This is a genomic window from Echinicola strongylocentroti, assembly GCF_003260975.1.
Classification (GTDB): Bacteria; Bacteroidota; Bacteroidia; order Cytophagales; family Cyclobacteriaceae; genus Echinicola; species Echinicola strongylocentroti.
Window position 1 is genome coordinate 5,183,322 of the sequence record NZ_CP030041.1, and the last position, 25,037, is coordinate 5,208,358.

Below are 25,037 nucleotides of genomic sequence, written 5' to 3' on the forward strand. Positions count from 1 at the left end.
AGCATTTCAAAAAAAAAGGCCGCTTACTAAGCGGCCTTTCGAGTATTTTATTTGATAAAATAGCTGTTTACTTGTCCTCCTCTTCCTCTTCGGAGTCTTCCGTATGATCCTCCTCTTCACTTACTTCCTCTTTGATTTCTATATCTTCCTCGGAAGGCTCGTCTTCGATCGTGGTTTCGTCTTCTACGGGCTCTTCTTCCTCTTCTTCAGGAGTGTGGTTTTGTTGATTTTCTGCCCGTGCTTCATCCCTTCTTTGCTGATCAGCCTTCACTTCGCTGACAGGTTTGAGGTGAGAAGGTGGTGGAGGGAGCAATTCTTCGTCCTCACTTTCATAAGGGAAGATTTCTACGATAGGGCTCTCATTGATATCTGGAACCCGGAAGGTAACCAGCATATTGCTAAGGCTTTCGTGAATGCGCTCATAGGCTTCTTTCACATCGTGAGCCGTCACCAGCATGTATTGGGTGACCTTTTTTTCTTTTCCACTGTCGGCATCTGCCACCACATAGGTGATCTTGCACTTGTGCCATAGGTCTATATCGTCATAAAAGAATACATCCACGATATTACTCTTGCTGATATTGGTCACCTGGAAGTCGCCACGGATGACACTTCCCAGCATATCATAAATACGGGCTTCTGCTTCTGTAAAAGATACCGCATCGATGAGGTATTGTTCTGTTACATTTTTAAGCAGTCCCTGCTCATTTTCTTTCGCGTATTTTACTTTACACAAAAACCAAGTTCTCATTTTTTTTCCTTCTTTTTGCTATTCGGATGGCTAAGGTAACACCTAATCAAGAAAGCCCAAATAGAAATTTTTAATACTTTGATTTCTTGTCCGATAAAGCGCCTATCAAACCCTTGCTATCACTAAACAATCCGTTAAAAAAGTGTATATTAACTTCAAAAATACACCATTTATGTGGCATAGGGTTTCGCACAGTTTTCCGGTACAATTGCTTAAGCTACACTTGAAAAAGAATTTAGCGCTGGTAGGGATTTGGGTGCTGTTGGTGTTGGTCTTTTCGGACAATTTTGGGAAAGTGCTAGGCATTCCGTATCTGTTTTTGGATCCAGAGTACCTGAATAGCGTGTCATGGATGGGGTTCTTTTTGATGGGGATAGGTTTTGCCGTTTTTACCATGGCCTTTCATATGACCACCTATATTATGGATGCCGCCAAGTTCCAGTTTTTGGCCACGCTTTCTCGGCCATTTATTCGGTTTTGTGTCAATAATAGCCTTATCCCATTGGTCGCTTACCTGATCTATATCGTTAATGTGATCACCTTTCAGACGGACAATATCAGTGAAGATGGTTGGGGGATATTCAGGTACCTGATAGGGTTCTTTGCAGGTAATTTGGTGATGTTTTTATTGCTGTTTGGTTACTTTGCCGTGACCAACAAGGATTTCTTCGTCATGTTTACAGACACGTTGGACAAGCAGCTGAGAAAAGTGAAGGTGTCCCGTGCCAATGTGATGAATAGATACAAGGACCGAAAACTGGCTAAGGGCTCAGTGACTACTTATTTGGATATCAACTTGCGACCTACTAAGGTCAGGGAGGACCTGGCGAGGTTTGAAGGGCATAAGCTGCTCAAGGTTTTTGATCAGAACCACCTTAATTTGGTTATTATAGAAGGTGTTTTGATATCTACGATTTTGTTCTTGGGTTTTTTTAGGGAAAATGAGTTCCTTCAGTTTCCGGCCGCAATGAGCGTCATGTTGATCTTGTCTATTTTGACCTTGTTGGTGGGGGCACTTACTTTTTGGTTGAGAAGTTGGTCTACTTTTGTGGTGATAGCCTTGTTTGTTTTACTCAATGCCAGCTCCAAGACTTCTTGGCTAAACCGGCCACACTCGGCTCTAGGGATGGACTACAAAGCTGATAAAGCGTCTTATAACCTGGATCGTCTTCAGGCATTGCTGCATCCTGATACCTTAAAAAAAGACAAGCAGAAAACCTTGGAAATTTTGGAAAACTGGAGAAAAAAATTCCCGGAGAACCATCCTCCAAAAATGTTGCTGGTGGCCTGTAGTGGAGGTGGACAGCGTGCTGCTTTGTGGACATTGCATGTCCTGCAGCAGATGCATTTGAGAAGCAAGGGGAAGTTCCTGTCGCATACCCAGCTGATTACAGGTGCCTCTGGAGGAGTTGTAGGTGCTGCTTTTTTTAGGGAGTTGTTCTTACGGGCACAGGATGATATATCCATGGATATCGCCGATCCTAAATACCTGAGCCAAATTTCCTCGGATAACCTTAACCCTATCATTTTTACACTGATGGTGAATGACCTTTTGATCAGGAATCAATACGTCCAATACAATGGCCGTCATTACCTTCAGGATCGAGGGTTTGCTTTTGAAAACCAATTGAATATCAACACAGGAGGGATATTGGACAAGCCCCTTCATGCTTATGCTACACCGGAATATCAAGCAAAAATCCCCATGATGCCCGTGGCTCCCTTAATAGTAAATGATGGGAGGAAGCTCTATATCTCACCCCACAGCATGAGCTATATGTGCGTGTCAGAACACTCCGATATCACTTTGGATGAAAAGAGCCAGGCGATTGATTTTTTGAGGTTTTTTGAAAAGCAAGATGCCGAGGATTTGCGTTTTATCAGCGCACTTCGGATGGGGGCGACATTTCCCTTTATCACACCCAATATCCAGTTGCCTTCTGATCCCCAGATGGAAATTATGGATTCGGGACTTTCAGATAATTTTGGGGTGAAGGATGCTTTGAGGTTTGTCAGTGTATTTGAAGAATGGATTGCCCAAAATACCTCTGGAGTAGTTTTGGTGACGATCAGGGATTCTGAAAAGAACCTGGAGATAGAAAAAAAGACACCGCCTACCATCATGCAGAAACTGATCATTCCCCTGAAGAACATCTATGTAAACTGGGATAATGTACAGACCATCAATAATGAGACGATGTTCAATTATATGAAAAGTAAGGTAGACGTTGACTTTGAGCGAATCGAATTTGAGTATTCGACCAAGGATTTTTTGGCACGTCAAGGAGTGACCGACCTTTCAGGAGACGTGAAAAGCAAAGAGCTGGAAGTACAGCGTGCATCCCTCAATTGGCGGTTGACGACACGGGAAAAACGGGATATTTTAGAAAGTATCCACAGCTATCAAAACCAACAATCGCTGGATAGGTTGGAAGGAATAATGCTTGACGGCCCTGCGTTAAAATAGCGCCATTGGTTTTACTCACCAATGGCTTTTTCGAATTCACTGAGTCCGTCTGGTTTTCCCACCACATACACGATATCTCCAAATTTCAGTTTGGTATCGCCATCAATATGGGAGGTTGTTTGGCCTTCTCGCTTTAGCGCGACCAAGTTGACCCCCAAGGTCTCTCGTAAGTTGACTTTTTTGAGGGGTTTGTTGATGTATTGACCACTATCCCTGTCTACTTTTAGCGAAACGAAGTTGATTTCGGGAAGATCGATATTAAGCCTGTCCCGCCCTCTATTCTGTGTAGCACGGAACATTTCATAATTGTGTGACCTTACCTCTTCTGTAAAATCCTCAATGTCATCCTTGGCAATAAGGTACTTGTTGAGTACACGAGTGAAAATTTCAATGGATGTTTCGAATTCCTCTGGGATGACTTCATTGGCTCCCATGGAGAGGTTGGCCGCTATTTCATTGACATAGCGGGTGCGGACGATGATGGAGGCGTTTTGGGTCAGGAGCCTGATGGCGGTGATGATGCTTTTAGTGGCGTCCGAATTGGAAATGGCGATCACTACCACGCGGGATAAGTGGATATTTACATGTTTGAGCACCATTTCATTGGAGGCATCTCCATAAATAATAGGCTCTCCTTTTTCTCCTTCTGTCCGAACGGTTTCTGGATTCATCTCGATAATGGCGTAGGGGATTTTTGCCCTTTTGGCGGCCTTTGAAAGGTTACGGCCATTCAGTCCGTAACCAACGATGATCAGATGATCAGCCATTTCCTCACCCTCCATATTGGCCATGGAAATATTGCCAACGGGAGTGGTGAGGTGTGTTTTTAACTTTTGAGGAAGTGGAGCATCCAGCATTTTGAAGGCGAGTTTCTCTCGGTTTTTAATGACAAAAGGCGTTATGGCCATTGTCAAAATAGAAACAGCCAGAAAATACTGGTAGTGGGTTTGATTGATCAGGTCCATCTCCACCCCTTCCTGGGCCAGCAATAGGGAAAATTCCCCGATTTGGAAAATGGAGAATCCAACGATAAAGGCTTCCTTAAAATCTATCCCAATAGCGCGAACAGCGATGACGGTCATGGTAAATTTAAAAACCAGTACGAGCAGCAAAATGCCAAGGATAGTGTCGATATGCTGGAAGAGGAAGGTGACATCAAACAACATTCCTACCGAAACAAAGAAAAAACTCAGGAAGATCTCCCTAAAGGGAAGGATTTTTCCTGTGGCATGGTGGCTGTACTCGGATTCGCTGATAATCAGTCCAGCCAAAAATGCGCCCAATCCCAGTGAAAGCCCCAAGAGCGAGGTCAAAAAGGCCACGGAAAAGCATATCACAATAATACTCAATAGAAACAGCTCTTCATTACGGGTTTTTGCCACCCAATACAGTAGCTGCGGGATGAGGTATTTGGCAGAAAGAATGGTGAAAAGAATTACCAATCCTCCTTTTACGGCCATGTAAAAGAGAGATAGCAGGATGTTTTCGGATTCACCAGCGAGCATGGGCGTGAAAAGCATCAGCGGGACTATGATGATGTCCTGAAAGATCAATATCGCCAAAATCGTTTTTCCCGATAGGTTATTGACCTGCCCGGTTTCTTGGAGTATTTTCAAGACAATAGCCGTACTGCTCAAGGCCAAAAGGAAACCAAAAAATACTGCAACATTCCAATCAAAACCAAAGAAATAGGACGTGAGCGTGGCCACTAAGATAGTGAGGGCGACCTGTAATGAGCCTCCTAGAAATACCGCTTTCTTGATGGACATGAGGCTCTTTAATGAAAACTCCATGCCGATCACAAATAGCAATAAGATGATGCCTATCTCAGAGAGTACATCCACTGTTGCGGAGGCATTGACCAACGATAATCCATAAGGGCCGGCGATGGCACCTGTCAATAGGAACCCAATAATGGTAGGGATCTTCAGTCGGGTGAAAAGCATGATTACCAACGTGGCCAGACCAAAGATGATGACGATTTCTGGCAACATGGGGATGTCTGCAGAAGCAAGTAAGATACGGATCATTTGTAAGGGTTTGGTATATAAAAATCTATGTAAAAATACAACAACATTATTGATTTTCTTCAATTCTGGCAAAAAATGCCTTTAGTAGGAAAAGCCGAGTCGTTTGTAAATAAAATGCATTAGCCAAGCCGGACCGATCAATAAAAACTGAACGTCTTTAAGGAAGGAAGGTTTTTTGCCTTCTATTTTATGACCATAGAATTGAATAACCCAAGAGACCAAAAATATAACAATACACACCGACCAAAGGGGTACTGGAGAGATGATGGTGATAAAATTGGCAAAAAACAAGCAGAGTGCTGAGAACAAAAACATGCCCAATGACAAAGGTGGTGAAAGGGTATAGTAATAGAACAAGATAACCATCAAAACCAGCGTGGCCCAATTGGCAAAGGATCCCATATAACCCTGCAAAAAGCTTATCGGACCCGCAGGGATGCTGTAAATAAGCCCCACCACGCTGAAGAAAATTGCAGGCACACAAAACCAGTGGATCACTTTATTGGTTGGGTTTTGATGGCTTATACCATATTCTTCTAATAATTGATCAATTTTTCTTAAGTTAGTTTGCGCCATGGCCTTAAGTATGCTAAAACAATCATAATACAGGTCAATAATTTAATAATTCTTCACGTAAAAGGCACTAAATAAGAAAAATATGTTGAGCTATTGGGAAAAGAAGAACCTCATCCAGTATGATCTGACCATAGTGGGAGCGGGGTTTGTCGGGCTTTCTACGGCCATCCATTATAAAGAAAAATACCCCGGTCGATCCGTGTTGGTGTTGGAAAGAGGGGTGTTTCCGAGCGGGGCAAGTACGCGGAATGCAGGTTTTGCCTGTTTCGGGAGCTTAACGGAGATTGCTGGAGATTTGGAAAGTTACCCAGAGGAAGAAGTTTTTGCCCTCGTGACCAAGAGAAGGATGGGGATCAAAAACATCCGCAGGGTTTTTGGAGATGAGGCGATCGATTATTCATCTAACGGAGGTTTTGACCTGATCAGGGAGCAAGAGCTCCGTTTCATGGATAAAATGGATGCGATCAATGCGCTGCTCAGTCCTGTTTTTGGATCCAATGTTTTTGAAGAAGTAGCTCACCAGTCTTATGGTTTTTCTGATCAAATCAGCCATTTGGTAAAAAATAAATTTGAGGGCCAACTTGATCCTGCAAAATACATCCAGTGCCTATGGCGGAAGTGCCGTGAGCTAGACATCAATGTGCTTACGGGCGCAGAGGTGGTGAAGCTCGACGAAGACAATTGTCGCACATATGTCAAGTCCTTTTACGGAGAGGAGATCGCTTTTCAGAGTCGGCTCATCGGTCTCTGCTCCAATGCTTTCATCAGGCAGCTGCATGAAGGGGTGAACATTAAGCCAGGAAGAGGCATGATCATGGTCAGCGAGCCGCTACAGGATTTTGACATGAAGGGTACTTTTCATATGGATAGGGGATACATTTATTTTAGGAATGTGGATGGACGTCTTCTGGTGGGAGGTGGTAGAAATATCTCCGAAGAGGATGAAATTACCACAGACAGGGGAATAAATGAGGATATTAAGGCTTATCTTCAGTCGGTCACCAGTGAAACCATCTTTCCCGAAAAGAAGATTGTCTGGGATATGGAATGGTCGGGTACCATGGCCTTTGGAGAGACAAAAAAGCCTATTGTCAAGCAAATTAATCCCAGAGTGGCCGTCGGTGTGAGACTGGGAGGAATGGGAGTGGCCCTAGGATGGGAAACCGGAAAAGATCTAGCGAGTTTACTTGGAGACTGATTAAATGATATTTTTTGCTAATTTTATGTTTCTTTAGAAAAAGTGTGAATGCACTGATGGGAACCTTTACTGTTCCGATCAATCTTCTTTTCATACGATCAGGATAACGACTAAACTGAGATCCATTATACAGTAAACGCATTTCAATGACGAAACCTCAACAAAAAGCCAGTCTGTGGGAGGCGATGGTCCCCATCTTATTTCTTATCATTTTGTTGGTCATCAATATCCGGATTTTTGGGACCGACAGCCTGTCTGGCTCCAATCAGATGGTATTGATCCTTTCGTCAGGCGTAGCTTCGCTAATAGCTCTTTTTAGGCTGAAGATAAGTTGGGATACTTTACAAAAAGGTATTGTCAATAGCATCAGTGCTGCGATGCCATCCATTCTGATATTACTGCTGATAGGTGCCTTGGCAGGTACTTGGCTGTTGAGTGGTATCGTCCCGGCAATGATCTATTATGGGCTAAAGATCCTCAATCCAGGGATATTTTTACTCGCAGCTTGCGTGGTGAGTGCGATTGTGTCAATAGCTACAGGCAGTAGTTGGACCACTGTTGCCACGGTGGGGGTGGCACTGCTTGGTATAGGCAGGGCCTTGGGATTTGAAGAAGGAGTGATAGCGGGAGCGATTATTTCGGGAGCTTATTTTGGTGATAAGATGTCGCCCCTTTCAGATACGACTAATTTGGCCCCGGCGATGGCAGGTACTGACCTGTTTACACACATCAGACACATGACCAAAACGACGGTTCCTTCTATTTTGATAACATTGGTCATATTTGGGGTTTTGGGTTTTACGATCAGTGTGAACGGATCCGTGGAGCAGGTAAAAGATATCTCAGAAGTGATCTCCTCCAAGTTTAATATTAATGGGTGGCTTTTTATTGTTCCGGTATTGGTGCTGGGAATGATCATTAAAAAAGTACCCGCGGTGCCTGCTTTATTAGTGGGGGCTTTGCTAGGGGGTGTCTTTGCGGTGATTTTTCAGCCGCAGATCATAGAAAGTATCGCTGTGGAGCCAAATGCTGGATATATGTACCAATCATTCAAGGCGGTAATGATGTCCTTGTATGGTGATATCAGTATTTCTACCAGTAATGAAATGGTCAATGAGCTGCTTTCTACCGGCGGGATGGCAGGAATGCTATTTACCATCTGGTTGATTATCAGTGCGATGATTTTTGGTGGGGTAATGGAGGAAAGCGGAATGCTTCTGGTCATTGCTGAAGCAGTGATCAGAAAAGTACATTCCCTAGGTTCTTTGATAGCCTCCACCGCTGCGACCTGTGTGTTCTTCAACCTGACCACTTCGGATCAGTATTTGGCGATATTGGTACCAGGAAGAATGTATGCCGATATTTATAAAAAGAGAGGATTGAAAGGCGAAAATCTAAGCAGGACATTGGAGGACAGTGCTACCGTTACTTCGGTGCTGGTGCCGTGGAATACCTGTGGTGCCACACAGGCCTCAGTACTTGGGGTCGCCACCATTGCGTATGCTCCGTACTGTTTTTTTAATATCATCAGTCCCTTTATGACGATACTTTATGGATACCTTAAGCTGGGTATCAACTATTACTCAGAGGAAGAAATGAGAGAAATTCAAAAAGAACTGGCCGTATGATTCCATATAAAATAAGCAAAGACGAAGTAAATGAACTTCCCTTGGGGCATTTTGAAGGAGATATTGTGTTGATCGAAGATGAAAAATTGGTACCTGAGGCTGTAGAAGAATTAAGTAAATATTCAAAGATCGGATTTGATACCGAAACACGGCCGTCTTTTCGTAAAGGGGTTCATCATGAAGTTTCCCTTTTGCAGTTAAGTACACCTGAAAAGGCTTTTTTGTTCCGGTTAAACCATGTTGGCTTTCCATCGTCGGTAAGGAGGATTTTGGAGGATCCCAATCGGGTAAAAATAGGCGCAGCAGTTAGGGACGATATCAAAGCCCTCAAAAAACTGGAGCCTTCTTTTAGTCAAGCAAGTTTCTTTGACCTTAATGAAGAGCTGAAAAAAGTAGGCTTTCACAATGTAGGCGTCAGAAACCTGAGTGCAATGGTGCTCAACATCCGGATATCCAAGTCGGAGCAGGTGTCCAACTGGGAGGCTGAGGAGTTGACCCCCAAGCAGCAGCTGTATGCCGCCACTGATGCCTGGGCCTGCTTGGAGATTTTCAATGAACTTTACCGAAAAGGCTATTTGGACAACTTGTTTTCTAATCAGTCTTCTTGAATGAAGGAATATCTTCAAGTTTGGTAGTGACTTCTTCCCAAAGCTTCTCTCTGATCCTTAGCGTCATGCTACAGGTGTTGTCAAAATCTTGCTTGATGATCTCAAGGTCATAATCCTTTATCAGTCGCATGACATCGTTCATGTCGAGGTAATCAAATCGAAAACAGATCTTTTTGGTGACGATGGCCGTTACGATTTCATTTGCTGTGATGGCCTCGGCGGCAGCGGTCTTATAGGCAGTGATCAGTCCACCCACACCAAGCTTGGTACCTCCAAAATACCGAATTACAACAATCAGTACATCACTGAGCTCATGGGAACGGATTTGGCCTAAAATGGGGTCGCCAGCGGAGTGATTGGGCTCACCGTCATCATTGGCACGAAACTGTGACTGGTCTTTTCCTAGGATATAAGCATAGCAGTGGTGCCGGGCATCGTAGTATTTTTTTTTAAGGCCTTCCAGCCGTTCCTTGATTTCATCTTCATCCTGAACAGGATAAGCAAAGGCCAAAAACTTACTTCCTTTTTCTTTGTATAAGCCCTCTGAAGTGTTCTTCAGTGTAAAAAAGGTATCATCCATTCATCACGGGTTTTGGTAAGGGGTATAAACAGCATCCAAAAGTAAATGTTGCATGATGAAATGGCAAAAATGCGGAGATGTTTCCAATAACAAATGTGCTGGTTTTGCCCTGAATGTTAAGCTTGGGCTATTATTTTTTTAATTCTTGTAACGAAGGGACGGAGTGCAGCAGGTTTTTGTTTAAATTAGCTTTTGAAGTGAGTTTTTGTATTTCAACCCATAATAAGGCACCCATGACCAACCCCTATGTTTTTCACCTTGGTGAGGTGAAGAATTGCTCCGGAAAGCTTAATTTTTGGGAACGCGAAAAGCTTCCTTTTGGAGCAAAGAGGGTGTTTTGGATTACTGGTGTTCCGGAAGGCGGCGTTCGTGGAGAACATGCCCACAAGGTGGACAATCAGGTAACTATCTGTATCCAGGGAAGTGTGAACGTCGTCCTTGAGGATTTGGAAAATAATCACCTTGAATACACCCTACAGGATTCCAGTGAGGCTCTTTTCTTACCCCGGTTGGTCTGGTCCAAATTCACCTTTGCTGCAAATAGTGTGTTGTTGGTGCTTTCAGAAAGTGATTTTGATGAATGCGATTATATTAGAAATAGAGAAGAATTTGAAAAGCTGAAAGATGGACATAGCGAAAAACTATGATTTTGTTATACAGGAAAACCCTCCAATTGATCACCCATATTTCTTGCATGATTATTTGATCGGTAAGGGGGAGAGGTACTTCTGTGCCAGACTGCTCAAGAAACAAAAAGTAAAGGCCTTGGTGTATCTGGTGCTCAAATCTGACGGGACGGCCATATCCATAAAAAATGCCCCCTTCGGAGGTGTATGGACAGAGAAGAAAATAGCTTCTGATAGTCTACAGCTTTTAATTTCTGAACTTCTACTTGCCCTGAAAGCCCTTGGTGCGAAGCGGTTCAAGGTGGTACAGCCCCCAGATGCCTATGAGGACAATAATCCATTGGTCCACTATATATTAAAAGCTCAGGGCTTTCGGTTGGAAGGGATATTGCTCCATCATTTTTTAGAGGACAAGAAGTTCATCAAAGGGTTTATCCATGCCAAACTGTCCAAACATAAAAAAAAGATCAAGAAAATCAATTGTAATGTGGAGACTGGCAGCATCAAAACGTTTAATTTTCTGAAGGACATCAAGTGGTGGCGTACACAACGGGGGCACGAATACAATGTAAATGAAGAAAAACTCATCCAACAGGTGAGTGCATATCCTGACCGTTATTTTTTGGTGTCGCTTTATCAAGGGGAGCAAGCTGCAGCGCACGCATTGTGTGTCAAGCTGACTCCCAATAGCCTTTATTATTATCTACCCGCCATCAACCCCGACCTGCAGCATGCCTATACCGGGGAGGGGCTTTTATTTGAGGTGATTCGTATGGGAGAAGCTTTGGGAGTGGATTTTATTGACTTGGGATCCTCGGACCTGGATGGACAGCCTAACCATAACCTCATTCGTTACAAAATGAAAAACGCCAACGGTACCAGTAATAAGTTGGTGTGGGACATTAAATTTTAACCGATAGAATGGGGCAGCCATTAGTAAGTATTATTGTCGTATGCCATAATCAAAGTGACTTTATATTTGAAGCACTTGATAGTGCCTTGGGTCAGGACTATCCCCTGTTGGAGATCATCATCGTGGATAATGGGAGTACCGATGGGAGTGTAGAGAAAATCAAGACCTGGTTATGGATGTATGACAAGGGGCGGTCGATCAAGACTTTCCTCTATGAGGAGCCGATCAATTACTGCGAGGCATTCAATGAAGCATTGGAAACGGCACAAGGGGAATATGTAATTGATCTTTCTGGAGATGATGTATTACGTCCTATGCACGTAAAAACGTCAGTAAAAACCTTGCTGGCACGTCCCGATGCTGGACTATGTTCCAGTAATGCATATTTGGTGAAAGCAACAGGTGAAAAAATCGATGCTTTTTTTCCCGTAAGCAAAAAAGGAGAAACGATGGGAGAGGTGCCCCAAGGCGATGTTTATGAAAAAGTGATCATGCGTTATTTTGTGAGCACGCCAACCATCGTTTTTGACACCCTGAAACTGAAGCGGATCGGTGGTTATGATGAGACCTTGGTCTATGAGGATTTTGATATTATTACCCGTTTGGCAAGAAAGTACCCGTTTGTCTTCAGTGACCATATTGGTGTAGAAAAACGAATTCACAAAAAATCCTTTTCAGTACAGCAGTACAGTTCCCGGTCATCGGCGATGCTTCACTCTACAGTAAAGGTTTGTCGGAATATTGCCATTATGAACAGGTCTTCTTCGGAGCGAAAGGCGTTGATATTTCGATGCATACATGAGACGAAACATGCGCTGGCATCAGCGAATTTTGAAGCAGCAGGCCAGCTGATCGACCTGGCTGAAAGTCTCGGTGCCAATGGGCTGGCCATTAAGCTATGTAAACTATGGCAGGGAATGAAGCTGGATGTATCTTTTTTGTATGAGAGACTGAAAAGGTGACTTGTGCCCCACTCACCAAAGCAATAGAGGTACGCACATTGGCCGTCTGCTTGATCATGTAAGCTTTATCCGGGTGCTAAGACGTTGGGGAAGTAACATATAGTTAACTTATTAGACAACCACATTAGGGCATAAACTGGGGTTTAACCCGGATTATGCGTTAGGAATCGTAGTGAGAGCTGAAATTGCAAGAAAATCAGTTAGTTTTCGGCATTAGCGTAGCACCGCTACGGTAATGCCGAAAACTAAAGTGAAACGGCTGATTTTGAAGCAGTTTCAGGTCGCAACAGATAGGCTAATGCATATTCCGGGTTCAATGCCGTTTAGTTAGTGTGTATCTGGAAAATATGGGTTCTATATTTTTTCCTTGGGCAGTTATTTTTCTAGCTAAATTCCTAGGTGGTTTTCATCCCTTTACCTTTGTTACTTTTTTGCTTCAGGTCAAAAAAGTAACCAAAAAACCCCGCCGCTGTGCATCTATTGGCCTAAAATTAAAACCTCCCCTCATGCAGGCAAACTCCTCCTGTCTAAAGCCAAGCAGGCCTATCTAAAGCCAGGTAAACCTTCTTTAGCTGCCAACATTCTTTTTGGGCAGCATTTCGTCAAACAAGCCTGCCTTTTTGCCCACCCGCTTTTTAATTTCTTAACGCCCAATACCTGCAAGGCGGATCCGATTAATGAGTTTCTTATGGATAAATTATCATCATTATTCCATGTAGTGGTATATTTTCTTAAGAAACCAAGTTGAGCGAGAACTGTAAGCCCCCCTGAGCCAAAAAAGGTATCGCTTCCTTATTACGGCCCTTGGTATGCCTGTTTTCCAGCCGATGGTGGAGGCCGTTAAGAAAGTGAGTTGGCTCGCGTCGTGGAACAGCGAGACCCACTCACTTTTAGGACGTAGCCATCGGGTGGAAATTAAAATGGGTGACGGATCTCGGTCGCAGGGTAAATCCATGTTCCATTTTAAAAGGCATACCAGCGGCCTAGATTTTTTTCTTTTTTCATCAATAGCCTGCCCCGAAGGCTTTCGGGGGAAAAAAGGAAAAGGATAAAATCCACCAAGATGATCAGGTTTCCCCAGCCAAAGTCAATCAAAAAAAGGACTTTTAGGTATATGAAAAGAAGGAAATCCCCTTAACTAAACGGCATTGATTCCGGGTTTAACCAACGACGACTTCTTTGATATGGTCGGTGTCGAAGTATTTTTGGCCGACCTCCATAACTTGTTCGGGGGTGAAGCTCTTGAAAAACCGCAGTTGATCCTCATAGAAGCTGTAGTCAAGACCTGCATAGTGGATGGTCTTGAACCTGTTAATGAGATCAAAAGCGTTGCTGAAGCTGGAAAGGAAGTGTCCTGCCATAAAGTTCCTGACGATTTCTATTTCCTCCTTAGAAACTGGAGTGTACTTCAGCTTTTCGATTTCAGCATATACTTCTTTGATGACCTCATCGGCAAAGCCTTTCTGCACATCTGCCATGACTACCCAATAGTCTGATTTTTCAAGACTTCCGATAGAGCTATAGATCCCGTAAGTAAACCCTTTGTCTTCCCGGATGTTCTTGATCAATCTACTCCCGAAATATCCTCCAAGAATGGTGTTGAATACCGTAAGGGCGTGATAGTCTGGGTGCTGTTTGGGGATGAGGTGTTGTCCTAGACGAATACTGGACTGGACTGCTTTGTCCTTGATTTCTGACACCCGTTTTTCTGGCCAAATGATAAATTGCTCAGGTGTTTTTTGGCTTTCATGGATAATCAGGTCTTCAAAAGTAGACATGATTTGGTCAATTTCAAATTCGTTGAGATTGCCGATGACAAACAGTTCTGGGGTAATCAGAAATTTCTCTTTGTAATAGTGGGCGAGTTTTTCCCTGTTGACCGCTTGGACATGCCTTTCTTCTGAAATAAACCCAAAGGGATGCTTAGTACCGAAAAGTGCCTTCCTGTAAAGTTGGTTGGCACGGGCACCATTTTGCTCCTGCTGCATGGAAATGGTAAGCGACTTTTGGGATTTTCTCTTCTCGAGTTCTTTTTCCGGAAAAACGGCTTCTGTCAACAGTGACCTGAATACGGGCAAAACATGTTGGAAGTGCTTCTTGGTGGTCAAAAGCGAAACCCCTTGCTGTTCAAAAGTGGAAATGGTGTCCACTTCTGATGCGTAAAAGTCAAAAAAATTATCCAACTCGGGAGAATTCATCGTTTTGGTGCCTTCCATGAGCATGTTGAGCGTAAAAAAAGGCACCAGCCCATCTCCTTCTTCCAGCAGCTGTTTATTGGACTCAGTGATGATTTCCAGTTTGACGGCATCGATCTCAGGAGTAGGAATAAAATACAAAGGGACTCCGTTTTTAAGAGTCCGCTTGATGGGTTTGGTGAGTGCTATTGATTCGGGAATCTTAAATTCCGGTGCTTTTGAACGATCAAGTACAGTCATTACTTAGGGATGTTATAGGCCAAGGAAAATCTCAATGTCTCGGCCAGTGGGTGATTTTGTTTTTGGGGTACCAGGTAAGAGAAGTCAAAGCCCAAACGCTTGAGATCAAACCCTACGCCCATGGTGAAATACTGCCTGCCTCCTTTGTGCTTGTTTTCATAGAAATAGCCAGTCCTCAGCGCAAATTTCTCGGCATACTCATATTCCACACCAAAGGAAATCATCAGCTCCTGCATCTCTTCACTGAAGCCATCCGGCGCATCCGCAAAGGAGCCGAACATGGCGCTTAGCAGGGGGCGGTCTGGGTCTTTGCCGCGGTCTATTTCAGGCTTGTCGTCTGCTCCAATTATGAGAGAACCATCCTCATTGGTCTTGTAGACTGGAGGAGTAGGGACCATCAGTTTGTTGAAGTCAAGGGCGAAGGTCAGGTTATTGTTTTCGTCTAGGGCTGTTTCCAGAGCTGTTCCTATCCGTAGGTTGGTAGGGAGGTAATCGGCATCGTCGGCACTGTTGTAGGTGAGTTTAGGGCCGATGTTACTGATATTGGCTCCCCAAGACCAGTAAGCTTCTTTATTACTGAACAGGATTTCTTTACGTTGGTAGACACCTACATCCACGCCTACGCTGACACCTGGTTTGCTATCGCCGTTGCCGTTTGAGGTGATATTGCCTGCTATATTGGAATGGATAAACCGTGCGGATATACCAAGTGAAAGTGTTTCCGAAAGCTTCCTAGAGTAGTTGGTACCGATGGCAATATCCCTCGGGTTGAACTGACCTATGGGCTCTCCTTGACCATTAGTGAGCTGGATGTCTCCCATGTTAAAATACCGCAAATCTACTCCGAGAGTGGACATATCATCGATCCGCATGTAGCCGGTCAAGTAGCTCAGTGACATATCGGGAACCAGTTTGCCCAGCCAAGGGGAATATGAAAGGGAAAAGCCCATGTCGTCTTCCACAAAAGCCAGCTTGGCAGAATTCCAATGAATAGAGTTGGCATCAGGGGTGGTAGCCACGCCGGCATCCCCCATGGCGGCATGCCTACTGTCAGGAGCAAAGTTCAGGAAAGGTACTGCGGTAATGATCACCCGGCGGCCTCCGTCCTGACCAGAAACAACAGTAGAATTTTGAGCTTCTACAGACAAAGCCATAAAGATGAAAGCAGGTAAAAAAGTAAGCGCCTTTAAATAATCACTTGATTTTTTCATTGAATATTGATTTTTCCAATTGCCTGGTCCGAGGTTCCGTCCCTTTCGCTTGTTAGCCGTAATTTGTAAATATAAGTTCCTTTTGCGGGAATTTTTGTCTTGTTTCTTAAAAAAATCCATTCGATATCGGTGATTTCATTTTCTGCTTTTGGATAACGTTTTTCCATCGAAAAAATTGTGCTTCCCGTTAAACTATAGATGTCCAGATTCAAAATTATATTTTCATTAGACCGATTATGTTTTATTTTGAAATAACTTATGTCATTTGTAGGATTTGGATAATTAATAAATTCCGTGATACGCAGATGGGTACTTCCGTAAACTTCGACTTGAATCGATTGGGAATTGCTGTTCCCCGCATTGTCATAAGCCACCAGAGTGAGGGTATTGAGACCTTCTTCTAGCCCGGATACCGGTATTTCGAGATGTCCACGACGATAATCCTCGCCAAAGGCCCTAAAATAATCGCTAAGTGAGATAGGAGAATGGCCATTGACCGAGAGGCTGATACCATGTTGAAGGCTTTTGGTAATTTGGATACCACTGGTGTCGTAGAGATTTGCAAGAAGCATAATTTCGGTGGATGAAGTGGTTCTTGTGCTGTTTAGGCTATCATTGGCAAATAAGTGGATGGTTGGCCCTAGTTGGTCTTCGTTATTGGTTTCGTCACCTTCTGCAATAGGGATTTTTTTGGCGGCCATGGCTTCGAATGAGCTTTTCTGTGACGATGCAAAAACCCTTATCTGCCCTTGGTCAATGACATTGTCAATAGAAGGATTGATCATTATTTCTGCTAAAAAGCGACCGTTGGAGATTTGGCCTACGCCTCGATAAAGCGTCTGGTTGAGCTCATGATAGGTTCCAGGAGGGCCTTCATCTCCTAGGGTAGTGACTTCATGGGGTTCATCGAGGATTTCAAGCAAATACTCCCCTTCAAAATTCTCCACAGTAAGCCCGGTAACGGGGTCAATGATGCTGCCTTGGATGATCGCTGCTTCTCCAGCCGGTATGGTGTCCAAGGGAGTGCCGTCTTTGGATTGAATTTGCCATTGCACTTGTAGCTCAGGAATAGCCAATGCAAGGCTGGGGTCTCCAAGAAGGGAAAAATTACGGTTGTATGAGCCATTGAGGCTGTTGTTTTTGGTAGCCTTGAAAATGTCCCCCAAGGTAAGCGGCTGCTGTTTCTTTTGTTGAAAAGCAGCGATAAATGCCTTGTTCAATTCAAAGTTTAGGCTGCTATAGACCGGTCTTCCGGTAGTGAGCAAACCTATGGCTCCTTTGTCCTTTGCCATGAGGAGCTCTTCGGCACCTGAGCGAAGATACGGGCTGTCGTGTCTTCCAAACTCACAAGTGGCAGTGATGATCAGTGGGAAATGATCAGAAATAGGCCAGTTCTCTAAGTCACTCACTTGAAACACCCTTTCGGCAGCAAGGGTGCTTTCGTTGCCATGGCCTATATAATTGACGAGTAGGGTGCCTTCTTCAATTATTTGTGCAAGAGCAGCTTTTGCTTCCGGCGCACTTTGGTAATTCCCTTCTTGGCTTTGGTCAAATCCATCCAGATATAGTTTGTCGATTTGGTAGGAGGGACTGTTTTGGTGAATAGTGGTTGCGTGGGTTTCGCTGTGACGAAGGTGGATGTTATTGTCCCCATCATCGGCTACAAAGAGCATTTTACGTTTCCATTCCCCAAGCTGCAGTGGGTGGTTTTCATAATGGATGATTTTTTCGACGACATTCCGGGCTTCTTCGAAATTGATCACAGGAATTCTTCCTACACCAATAGACAAGGACAAATCCCCCTGCTCACTTTCGGCCCACTCACCTTGCCCGAATTCCAGAAATCCATAATAATCATCAGAACTGTACGATGTCAACGGATGAAGACTGTTTCTGCTGCTGTAAACGGGGACGAGGTTAGGGCGTCCAGCGCTGTTGTTTTTGTAATCAAAAGTTCCTTTCCCAAAAAGTAACACGTGTTCGAGCGTCTTGTTCTTATGGTAGTGATCTGCCAGAAAATTCCTGATAGCGGTGACATCTCTGGTACCATAATTATAGGCATCATAAATTTCTTGAGTGGTAACTACAGCTGTGGAGATCCCTTTCTTTCGTTTATGATCAGCCAGCTTGTTTACCTGAAACAATAGGGAAGGAGCCGTGATGATGATGAGTTTTGCAGCTTGGACATGACGGGCTTCCATGTTTACAGGACGAATGGAATTGATAGTGGCTATTTTCTCAGGGTCGGCTACGATCATTCGCTGACCAGGTTCCAGTGCTAAGTTTCCTCCATTGTCAGAAAGTGAAATTGGGGCAGAAGTCAGCGTGATGTCCCATTTCATCAGGCCCTGTTCTGTCATAACGGACACAGGTGAGCCAGAAGTGAGATGAAAATATTCGCCCGTACGAAGGCCATGAGGGCCATGGGGCAACCCCAACAGGAAGTAGTCCAAATATCCAGCGGCATTGGGGTCGGTACTTTCCAACTCGATATTAAACTGCGTGGGATTACCTACTTCAAAATGGTCAAGAAAGCCCTGTGCCAATTTTTCACCTCCTTTAAGTCCATAGGTGGTGTTGGGCACCGCATCAATGGAAGCGGTGAAGAAGGTGTTTTGCTGGCTGCGGAGGCTTAGTTTGGCAGTGGTGGTAGATTGGGCCATGACATTGGCCTGATAAAAAACGGGAGCTTGGTCATAAGGCTCCACCAGCATGTTAAAGGAGGTAAGCCCTCCGGCCATTACGCGGTTGCCATACCATTTTCTTCCCGAAGAGAGCAAGTTGGTCGTTTCTTTTTTGAAGGGATAGATGGCGTAGAGGGGGGCAGTTGCGGAAGGTGCATTATTCTCGGGAGAAGACGTTGGGATCCTTTTTGGTGTAGGGACACCGGTTTGGATCAGGTAGTAAGCAGTATCCACGTAGTGATGATGGGTGTACCGAAGACTGTCATCAGTATAATGGAGAGTATGCGGACCTTCTAGGTAGACATAGAGGTGGTCATTGCTATGGAATGATGGGATTTCATGAAGTTGGAATGCGGCGCTGTCCAGTTTTTGGGGGAGCATTCCATGATTTCCATAAAAGGCAATGTTTTCCAGTGTAGCACCGCCCAGTTGGGAAGCAGCAGTTTTGGATAGTTTATAGATGCCAGCTTCGGTAACGGGAAATTTAAAATAAGAGGATTGGCCATGCAGCTGACCTCCTAGTTGAATAAAAAGATAACAGGTAAGAAAGAACGCAAACAGTATGTTCGGTTTTTTCTTCATGCAGGTTTTACCTGGTTTTCAATGATGGAGAGGAGGATATATCCTACGATCACGAAAGGCACGCCGGCCAGTCCCAGTCCCAGGATACTGACCACTGCTATGGCGATTACCAAATAGCGAAATATATTGTCTGCCCATCCGAAGTTTTTGAATTTCAGCGCTATCAATGGTAGTTCAGCAGTTAATAACATAGCCAATACCAAGGTCATCGCAAGAAGAAAGATACCATTCTGGATCATACTGTCTGCCCAAGAAAACCGGTCTGCCAGAAAGGGGAGCGTGCAGACCAAAAGAGCATTGGCGGGAGTAGGCACACCGATGAACCGGTCCGATTGACGGGTGTCGATGTTGAACTTAGCCAATCTCATGGCAGATTGGATGCCAATCAGGAAAGCACAGAAAGGCAAATAACTATCAGGAAAGGGGACTTTCATCAACTGGAAAAGTACAAATGAGGGCAAGACCCCAAAAGTCACCATGTCTGCAAGTGAATCCAGCTGCTTGCCGATCTCGCTATGGACTTTCAGTAACCTCGCCACCATTCCATCCAAAAAATCAAACATCGCTGCTGCCAAGGTAAAGTAGGTAGCGGCATAGAGATTTCCTTCCAGTACATAATATATTCCCGCCATCCCACTGGCCAGGTTCATGCAGGTAATTGCGTTGGGAATGTTTTTTTTGATGTTCAAAATTGAGCGTTTTTGCCAACGAAGGGATTGTGGTTTTTTTCATGTCCGATGAGCGTGGCCGGACCGTGGCCTGGATATACTTTTACATCATCAGGTAAGCTAAAAAGCTTGGATTTGATGGCATCAAGCAAGGTCTGATGATCACCTCCGGGAAGGTCTGTTCGGCCGATGCTTCCTTGAAACAAGGTATCTCCACCAATACAGGTTTTGCTCTCGGGGTGATAAAACACCACATGGCCTGGAGCATGGCCGGGAACCCATATGACTTCTAACTCCGTATTGCCAAATGAGATTTTATCCCCTTCTTCCAAGAATTTTTCAGCTTCACAAGCCGTGTAGCCGGGGAAGCCATAATTGGAAGCGTAAGTGCCTACTGCTGCCAAGACTGGCTCATCTTTGGGGTGGATCTCGAGGGAAAGTCCATAGGTGTGGTTAATGAAATAATTACCTAAAACATGATCGATATGACAGTGGGTGTTGAGAAGCCGTACTGGCTTCAGCCCATTGGAATCAATAAAGGCCTTCAATGTTTCCTGTTCTTCTTTTGCGTAACAGCCTGGGTCAATGATCACTGCGGTTTTAGTGTCGTCGTACAGGATATAGCAATTTTCTTGAAAAGGATTAAACGTGAAAGTTTGTACATTGAGCATCTTCGAAACATTTTTGAATTCATGCCAAAATAACAAAGAAAGAAATTAATTTTGGGTATGGATGTAGATTTTTTACTCATTGGACAAGGTTTGGCTGGTACCGTGCTATCATATCGCCTGATGGACGCTGACCAATCCATTTTGGTTATTGATCAACCAGCCGGCAATAACAGCAGCCGTGTAGCGGCGGGTCTGTTTAATCCAATCACTGGACGCAAAATGGTGAAGACATGGAATGCCGACCGGCTATTTCCGTGTATCAAGCCCCTATACGCCGAACTTGAAAAACTGATCGGTCAGCGGCTGATTTATGACAAGGCCATTTATCGCCCTTTTTTTGGTGTGGACGAACAGAATGAATGGATGGGAAAGAGCTGTGATGAGGATGTACAAGCCTATCTGGAAGAAGTAAGGACACAGCCTCTGTATGACGAAGTACACGACCCTTATGGAGGGATCGTGCTCAAAAACTCCGGCTATTTGGATATCAATGTCCTTTTGGATGAATACAATGCTTGGCTAAAGGCAAAAGGGCGAATAAAAGAAGAGAATTTTGATGAGGAGCAGTTGGTCCATGAAGGCGGGAAGTGGCGGTATCAGGGCATCACTGCCAAGGCCATTATTTACTGCAATGGTCTGGGAGCTGCCCAAAGCTCGTATTTTCAATGGTTGCCATTTGCGCCTGTCAAAGGAGAAATATTGGAAATGGAAAGTGAATTTGTCCCTGAAGAAATCATCAACAGGGGCGTTTTCAGGATTACCATGCCCGATCTGCGGGTTCGGGTAGGGTCTACGTATAGTTGGCATGACTTGGATATAGGTCCTACGGAGCAGGGAAAAGAGGAGATATTGGCGCGGTTGGAGAAAATTGTACAGGGGCAGGCAGGAGAGGTTTTGAGTCATCGGACAGGGGTTCGGCCCGCCACTAAGGACCGAAAACCTTTATTGGGCAAACATCCATCGGCCAAAAACGTTTATATCTTCAATGGATTTGGTGCGAAAGGGGTTTCTTTAGTACCTTATTACAGCAATATCATGCTCGACTTATTGTTGGAAAATGCCGAACCTGAAAAAGATGTTAATATAAGTCGATTTTTTAAGTATATTTAAAACAAAGACAATAAGAACAGTTCAATGAAGGTAAAATTAGTTTTTATTTATTTTACACTACTCTGGCTAGGTTCCATTTCCGTTTCTAATGCCCAATTTGACCAGGAACGATTCGGTAAAAATAGGATCCAGCACCACGAGTTTGATTGGTATTTTTTTTCATCCAATAATTTTGAGGTCTACTACTATGGGGGAGGCCGGGAAAACGCCCGTATGGCGATAGATTATTTGGAAAATGAGTTTGAGCGGGTCACGCAGATGATTGGCTATGTCGCCTATACCAAACCGAAGATCTATATATATAACAGCAGGGAAGAATGGCTGGAAAGCAACTTGAACTTGGAAGAGGATAATTATACAGTCAATGGCGAGACATTTTTTTCCAAACTACTGGCCGAGGTTCCCTATACAGGGGGTTGGGCCTCTTTTAAGGATGAGCTACTGTACCGCACGATCAGGGTCATCCTTGAGGAAATGCTGTATGGAAGCACGATTGCAGATGCCTTCCAGTCCAATTTGATCAACAGTTTCCCAGAATGGTTTGTAGACGGTACGGCCCTTTATCTTGCCAAAGGATGGAGCTTGGAAATGGATGATTACGTGCGTCATTATCTCAAAGAAAATGAGGCTCCAAGGCTTTATAAACTGAACAAAAGGGAAGCTTCTTTGGTAGGTCAGTCTATTTGGAATTTTATTGTCCAAAAATATGGTAAGCGCTATGTGTCGAGTATTTTGAACCTAAGTAGGATCAATCGAAATGAAGAAAATAGTATATCCAATACCCTAGGGGTTGGATATAAGGACTTTACCACTGAATGGCGGGATTATTATACCACGGTCAATGAACCGGTGTTTTCGACGTTTAAGGAACCCGCCACTGATCACGTTATCGCATCGACCAAAAGGGATGAAAACGGTGCAATCAATGATATCAAATTCAGTCCCGATGCTGAGCACTTGGCCTATGTCGTCAATGATAATGGTAAATTTAGAGTGATTGTGAGGAATTTATCATCCAATAATGAGGTGACTGTTTTTAGGGGAGGTAGCTCCGCAGAGGATCAGGAGCCCAATTTTACCAGCCCTGTTATAGCTTGGAAGGACACCTTGAACCTGACGATAGCGACTTTTAAGCGAGGGCTGACCACTTTGCGGATGAGAAGTATCGATGGTAGCAGTCAGGATAAGATCTTTTTGAGAAACATCACCCAGATCAATAGCTTGGACTTTTCGCCAAACGGCAAAACCATGGTGCTGTCTGCCATGTCAGGAGGGAAGACCAATATCTATACCCTAAACCTCAGGGGGAGAGGAAGGAGATTGACCAATGATGTCTTTGATGATATTACTCCGGTATTTGTCAATGATTCGACCATCGTTTATGCCTCCAATAAAACCAATCTTCCCGATAGTGTGCTCACACGTACTCCAGATGTAAGGGAGCTGCCTGAGTATTTTAACTTGTTCAAACTAGAGCTTGGGGATAGCTTGGTAACGACCAAGTTGACCAATATGAATTCCAAGAATTTTATGCCTCGACCGATGAACCAGAATTTTGTATTGCACTTAAGTGACCAGAGTGGGATTTATAACTTGATGCGGTACGGTTTGGGCAGTGAAGTGTCCAGTCAGGTTTCTGCATTCAATACCAGTGTGGAAAGTTTTGATTTTGCCCCGACAGTCAATAAGTGGGCGTATTCGTATAAGGATGGAACGGGAAGCAAGTTGGTGCTGGAATCTTATCCAAATTTGGACCAATTTACCCCGGGGACTCCTAGGATTCAGCTTAATCAAGCGAAGAAACTGAACGAAAGACTGGCGGAGAGAAGACTTGAAAAGCAGGAAAATGATCAACCTGTTGAAGAGAGCCCCGTTACAGCGGAAGAACCAGATACTGCACCTGAACCAATCACAGAAATCGACTCTATCAGCCCCCCTTCCAATAACACGGGGACTATCAACGTGGATCGGTTGCGATTTGAGCACCATGCGGGGATCAATACGGAGAAATATTCCTTCGATACGGTACCTACGCCCCAAGAAAAAAGAGAAGGTCGTTTGGCTTCCGGAAGGAGTGATATTCTGGAAGCTTTCAGAAAACAAAGCCTTAAAAACACCGTCAGAGGCCCTAGGGAGTACATGCCCCAAGTGCAGGCCAATAGCTTGAGAACTACCTTCGTGGTGGATCCACTTCGTGGGTTTGGACTGAACATTGAAGGGAAGATGACAGAGCTACTTAATGACCATGTCTTTCAAGGAGGAATCATGACACCGTTGGACTTTAGGTCAGGAAGTGACGTGTACTTTGAATACGAGTACCTGAAGAGCAGGATTGATTACAGGGCTAGGTTTGACCGGAGAGCACTGGTGATCTCGGAGGGCGACGAGACGTACCAACGTTATGTGCTGACCAAGGGTGAGTTGGGCTTTTCCTATCCTTTTACTGAGCACACCCGATTTACCCTAGCGCCGTTTTATGCCAAGACACAGTACTTTAACCTTAATGCGGATTCCTTGATTATGGGTAGTGAAGGCCCCCAAAACCGATTTGATGTAAATTATGTCGGAGGAAAAGCGGAACTGGTGGTGGACAAGACCCGATTACTGGGGCTGCACATGGAGCAAGGCTTTAAGGGAAAGGTGGGTTTTAAGCACTATCAGGGAATAGACGAAGGAGACAGGTCATTTAGCAATTTTTACCTTGATATAAGAAATTATCAGAAAATACATAAGAACATTACCTTTGCGACAAAGCTCTTTGCTGGCTCTTTTATGGGAAACAATCCACAAAGTTATTTGGTGGGCGGCATGAAAAACTGGCTGTTCAATGAGTTTTACGAGCCACCGTCCAATCGCCCTGAGCCATCCCCAGTGAGAAATCGAGATGGAGTTGAAAATTCTAACATCCTCTTTGCGGAGTTTGTAGACCTTAGAGGCTATGATTATGATGAAATACGGGGCAGGAATGTGGTGACCTTTTCTGCGGAGCTGAGAATACCATTGTTTTCTTATTTGTCCAGAGGGAATATAGCTTCCAATTTCATTAAGAATTTCCAATTGGTTGGTTTTTATGATGCAGGTTCGTCGTGGGATGATGCCGCACCGTGGGAGCGTGTAAACGACCAGAATACCGAAGTGATCAATACCGATGGCTCGCCGTTTAATATTACCCTGAATAACTTTAACAACCCTTGGCTACAAAGCTATGGTGGTGGATTAAGGACGGTGTTGTTGAATTATTATGTCAAGTTTGATGCTGCTTGGCCCATCCGGAATTACAGTGTCGGTGATCCCCGGTTTTACGTGACCTTGGGATATAATTTCTAAAGTGATTTGA

Annotated in this window: 19 protein-coding genes; 10 read left to right on the forward strand and 9 right to left on the reverse strand. The window is 44.2% G+C overall.

Features of this window, described 5'->3' with window-relative positions:
• Window positions 1-67: 67 nt before the first annotated feature.
• Window positions 68-751 (reverse strand): DUF4494 domain-containing protein, encoded by a 684-nt coding sequence (locus DN752_RS20400; protein WP_112785684.1) that lies wholly within the window; start codon window positions 749-751, stop codon window positions 68-70.
• Between the two features lie 172 nt (window positions 752-923).
• On the opposite strand from DN752_RS20400, the gene DN752_RS20405 reads away from it, so the two are divergent.
• Window positions 924-3,218, forward strand: coding sequence for a patatin-like phospholipase family protein (locus DN752_RS20405; protein WP_112785685.1), 2,295 nt, complete (start codon window positions 924-926; stop codon window positions 3,216-3,218).
• 11 nt (window positions 3,219-3,229) lie between these two features.
• Here DN752_RS20405 and DN752_RS20410 read toward each other — a convergent pair whose 3' ends face one another.
• Together DN752_RS20410 and DN752_RS20415 are read right to left on the reverse strand one after the other, a co-directional pair.
• On the reverse strand, window positions 3,230-5,248 hold the full coding sequence (locus DN752_RS20410) for a cation:proton antiporter (RefSeq protein ID WP_170134465.1): 2,019 nt from the start codon (window positions 5,246-5,248) through the stop codon (window positions 3,230-3,232).
• A gap of 81 nt (window positions 5,249-5,329) precedes the next feature.
• Window positions 5,330-5,824, reverse strand: a complete 495-nt coding sequence (locus tag DN752_RS20415; protein WP_112785686.1) for an Mpo1 family 2-hydroxy fatty acid dioxygenase — start codon at window positions 5,822-5,824, stop codon at window positions 5,330-5,332.
• Window positions 5,825-5,906: 82 nt separating this feature from the next.
• On the opposite strand from DN752_RS20415, the gene DN752_RS20420 reads away from it, so the two are divergent.
• From DN752_RS20420 to DN752_RS20430, 3 genes are all read left to right on the forward strand, one after another.
• Complete coding sequence (locus tag DN752_RS20420; RefSeq protein WP_112785687.1) at window positions 5,907-7,022, forward strand: NAD(P)/FAD-dependent oxidoreductase; 1,116 nt, start codon at window positions 5,907-5,909, stop codon at window positions 7,020-7,022.
• A 146-nt stretch (window positions 7,023-7,168) separates the two neighbouring features.
• Window positions 7,169-8,650, forward strand: a complete 1,482-nt coding sequence (gene nhaC / locus DN752_RS20425; protein WP_112785688.1) for a Na+/H+ antiporter NhaC — start codon at window positions 7,169-7,171, stop codon at window positions 8,648-8,650.
• The gene (locus tag DN752_RS20430) at window positions 8,647-9,258 is read left to right on the forward strand and encodes a 3'-5' exonuclease (protein ID WP_112785689.1); all 612 of its coding nucleotides are present in this window, start codon (window positions 8,647-8,649) and stop codon (window positions 9,256-9,258) included. The genes nhaC and DN752_RS20430 overlap by 4 nt, the downstream gene beginning before the upstream one ends.
• Here the strand turns inward: DN752_RS20430 and DN752_RS20435 are convergent.
• A complete protein-coding gene (locus DN752_RS20435) occupies window positions 9,242-9,838 on the reverse strand; it encodes an IMPACT family protein (RefSeq protein WP_112785690.1) in 597 nt (198 codons plus the stop codon). The two genes, DN752_RS20430 and DN752_RS20435, sit on opposite strands and share 17 nt — an antisense overlap.
• Window positions 9,839-10,071: 233 nt before the next feature.
• On the opposite strand from DN752_RS20435, the gene DN752_RS20440 reads away from it, so the two are divergent.
• The 4 genes from DN752_RS20440 to DN752_RS24600 all read left to right on the forward strand — a co-directional run bounded on the left by DN752_RS20440 (window position 10,072) and on the right by DN752_RS24600 (window position 13,391).
• Window positions 10,072-10,485 carry a sugar 3,4-ketoisomerase gene (locus DN752_RS20440; protein ID WP_112786637.1) on the forward strand — a complete coding sequence of 138 codons (414 nt, stop codon included), beginning with the start codon at window positions 10,072-10,074 and terminating at the stop codon, window positions 10,483-10,485.
• The gene (locus DN752_RS20445; RefSeq protein ID WP_112785691.1) at window positions 10,463-11,377 is read left to right on the forward strand and encodes a GNAT family protein; all 915 of its coding nucleotides are present in this window, start codon (window positions 10,463-10,465) and stop codon (window positions 11,375-11,377) included. Before DN752_RS20440 ends, DN752_RS20445 begins: the two co-directional genes overlap by 23 nt.
• Before the next feature lie 8 nt (window positions 11,378-11,385).
• Window positions 11,386-12,339: a glycosyltransferase gene (locus DN752_RS20450; protein ID WP_112785692.1), complete on the forward strand. Its 954-nt coding sequence runs from the start codon at window positions 11,386-11,388 to the stop codon at window positions 12,337-12,339.
• Between the two features lie 809 nt (window positions 12,340-13,148).
• Window positions 13,149-13,391 (forward strand): hypothetical protein, encoded by a 243-nt coding sequence (locus DN752_RS24600; RefSeq protein ID WP_162633293.1) that lies wholly within the window; start codon window positions 13,149-13,151, stop codon window positions 13,389-13,391.
• 108 nt (window positions 13,392-13,499) lie between these two features.
• Here the strand turns inward: DN752_RS24600 and DN752_RS20455 are convergent, their stop codons facing one another.
• From DN752_RS20455 to DN752_RS20475, 5 genes are read right to left on the reverse strand one after another with little or no spacing between them, the layout of a single operon-like run.
• Window positions 13,500-14,774, reverse strand: coding sequence for a M16 family metallopeptidase (locus DN752_RS20455; protein ID WP_112785693.1), 1,275 nt, complete (start codon window positions 14,772-14,774; stop codon window positions 13,500-13,502).
• Window positions 14,774-15,985, reverse strand: a complete 1,212-nt coding sequence (porV, locus tag DN752_RS20460; protein WP_112785694.1) for a type IX secretion system outer membrane channel protein PorV — start codon at window positions 15,983-15,985, stop codon at window positions 14,774-14,776. Before porV ends, DN752_RS20455 begins: the two co-directional genes overlap by 1 nt.
• The gene (gene porU, locus DN752_RS20465; RefSeq protein WP_112785695.1) at window positions 15,982-19,251 is read right to left on the reverse strand and encodes a type IX secretion system sortase PorU; all 3,270 of its coding nucleotides are present in this window, start codon (window positions 19,249-19,251) and stop codon (window positions 15,982-15,984) included. Before porU ends, porV begins: the two co-directional genes overlap by 4 nt.
• The gene (pssA, locus tag DN752_RS20470) at window positions 19,248-19,940 is read right to left on the reverse strand and encodes a CDP-diacylglycerol--serine O-phosphatidyltransferase (RefSeq protein WP_112785696.1); all 693 of its coding nucleotides are present in this window, start codon (window positions 19,938-19,940) and stop codon (window positions 19,248-19,250) included. Before pssA ends, porU begins: the two co-directional genes overlap by 4 nt.
• Complete coding sequence (locus tag DN752_RS20475) at window positions 19,937-20,590, reverse strand: MBL fold metallo-hydrolase (protein WP_112785697.1); 654 nt, start codon at window positions 20,588-20,590, stop codon at window positions 19,937-19,939. Before DN752_RS20475 ends, pssA begins: the two co-directional genes overlap by 4 nt.
• 57 nt (window positions 20,591-20,647) lie before the next feature.
• Between DN752_RS20475 and DN752_RS20480 the strand changes: the two genes are divergently transcribed.
• On the forward strand, window positions 20,648-21,700 hold the full coding sequence (locus DN752_RS20480) for an NAD(P)/FAD-dependent oxidoreductase (protein WP_112785698.1): 1,053 nt from the start codon (window positions 20,648-20,650) through the stop codon (window positions 21,698-21,700).
• Window positions 21,701-21,724: 24 nt separating this feature from the next.
• A complete protein-coding gene (locus DN752_RS20485; RefSeq protein WP_112785699.1) occupies window positions 21,725-25,027 on the forward strand; it encodes a biopolymer transporter Tol in 3,303 nt (1,100 codons plus the stop codon).
• Window positions 25,028-25,037: the final 10 nt, after the last annotated feature.

Coding starts and splice junctions, on each gene's coding strand:
- DN752_RS20440 (WP_112786637.1), top strand. CDS start 10,072: ATGACCAACCCCTATGTTTTTCACCTTGGTGAGGTGAAGAATTGCTCC.
- DN752_RS20445 (WP_112785691.1), top strand. CDS start 10,463: ATGGACATAGCGAAAAACTATGATTTTGTTATACAGGAAAACCCTCCA.
- DN752_RS20400 (WP_112785684.1), bottom strand. CDS start 751: ATGAGAACTTGGTTTTTGTGTAAAGTAAAATACGCGAAAGAAAATGAG.
- DN752_RS20480 (WP_112785698.1), top strand. CDS start 20,648: ATGGATGTAGATTTTTTACTCATTGGACAAGGTTTGGCTGGTACCGTG.
- nhaC (WP_112785688.1), top strand. CDS start 7,169: ATGACGAAACCTCAACAAAAAGCCAGTCTGTGGGAGGCGATGGTCCCC.
- DN752_RS24600 (WP_162633293.1), top strand. CDS start 13,149: ATGCCTGTTTTCCAGCCGATGGTGGAGGCCGTTAAGAAAGTGAGTTGG.
- DN752_RS20455 (WP_112785693.1), bottom strand. CDS start 14,774: ATGACTGTACTTGATCGTTCAAAAGCACCGGAATTTAAGATTCCCGAA.
- porU (WP_112785695.1), bottom strand. CDS start 19,251: ATGAAGAAAAAACCGAACATACTGTTTGCGTTCTTTCTTACCTGTTAT.
- DN752_RS20420 (WP_112785687.1), top strand. CDS start 5,907: ATGTTGAGCTATTGGGAAAAGAAGAACCTCATCCAGTATGATCTGACC.
- porV (WP_112785694.1), bottom strand. CDS start 15,985: ATGAAAAAATCAAGTGATTATTTAAAGGCGCTTACTTTTTTACCTGCT.
- DN752_RS20435 (WP_112785690.1), bottom strand. CDS start 9,838: ATGGATGATACCTTTTTTACACTGAAGAACACTTCAGAGGGCTTATAC.
- DN752_RS20430 (WP_112785689.1), top strand. CDS start 8,647: ATGATTCCATATAAAATAAGCAAAGACGAAGTAAATGAACTTCCCTTG.
- DN752_RS20475 (WP_112785697.1), bottom strand. CDS start 20,590: ATGCTCAATGTACAAACTTTCACGTTTAATCCTTTTCAAGAAAATTGC.
- DN752_RS20485 (WP_112785699.1), top strand. CDS start 21,725: ATGAAGGTAAAATTAGTTTTTATTTATTTTACACTACTCTGGCTAGGT.
- DN752_RS20410 (WP_170134465.1), bottom strand. CDS start 5,248: ATGATCCGTATCTTACTTGCTTCTGCAGACATCCCCATGTTGCCAGAA.
- DN752_RS20415 (WP_112785686.1), bottom strand. CDS start 5,824: ATGGCGCAAACTAACTTAAGAAAAATTGATCAATTATTAGAAGAATAT.
- DN752_RS20405 (WP_112785685.1), top strand. CDS start 924: ATGTGGCATAGGGTTTCGCACAGTTTTCCGGTACAATTGCTTAAGCTA.
- DN752_RS20450 (WP_112785692.1), top strand. CDS start 11,386: ATGGGGCAGCCATTAGTAAGTATTATTGTCGTATGCCATAATCAAAGT.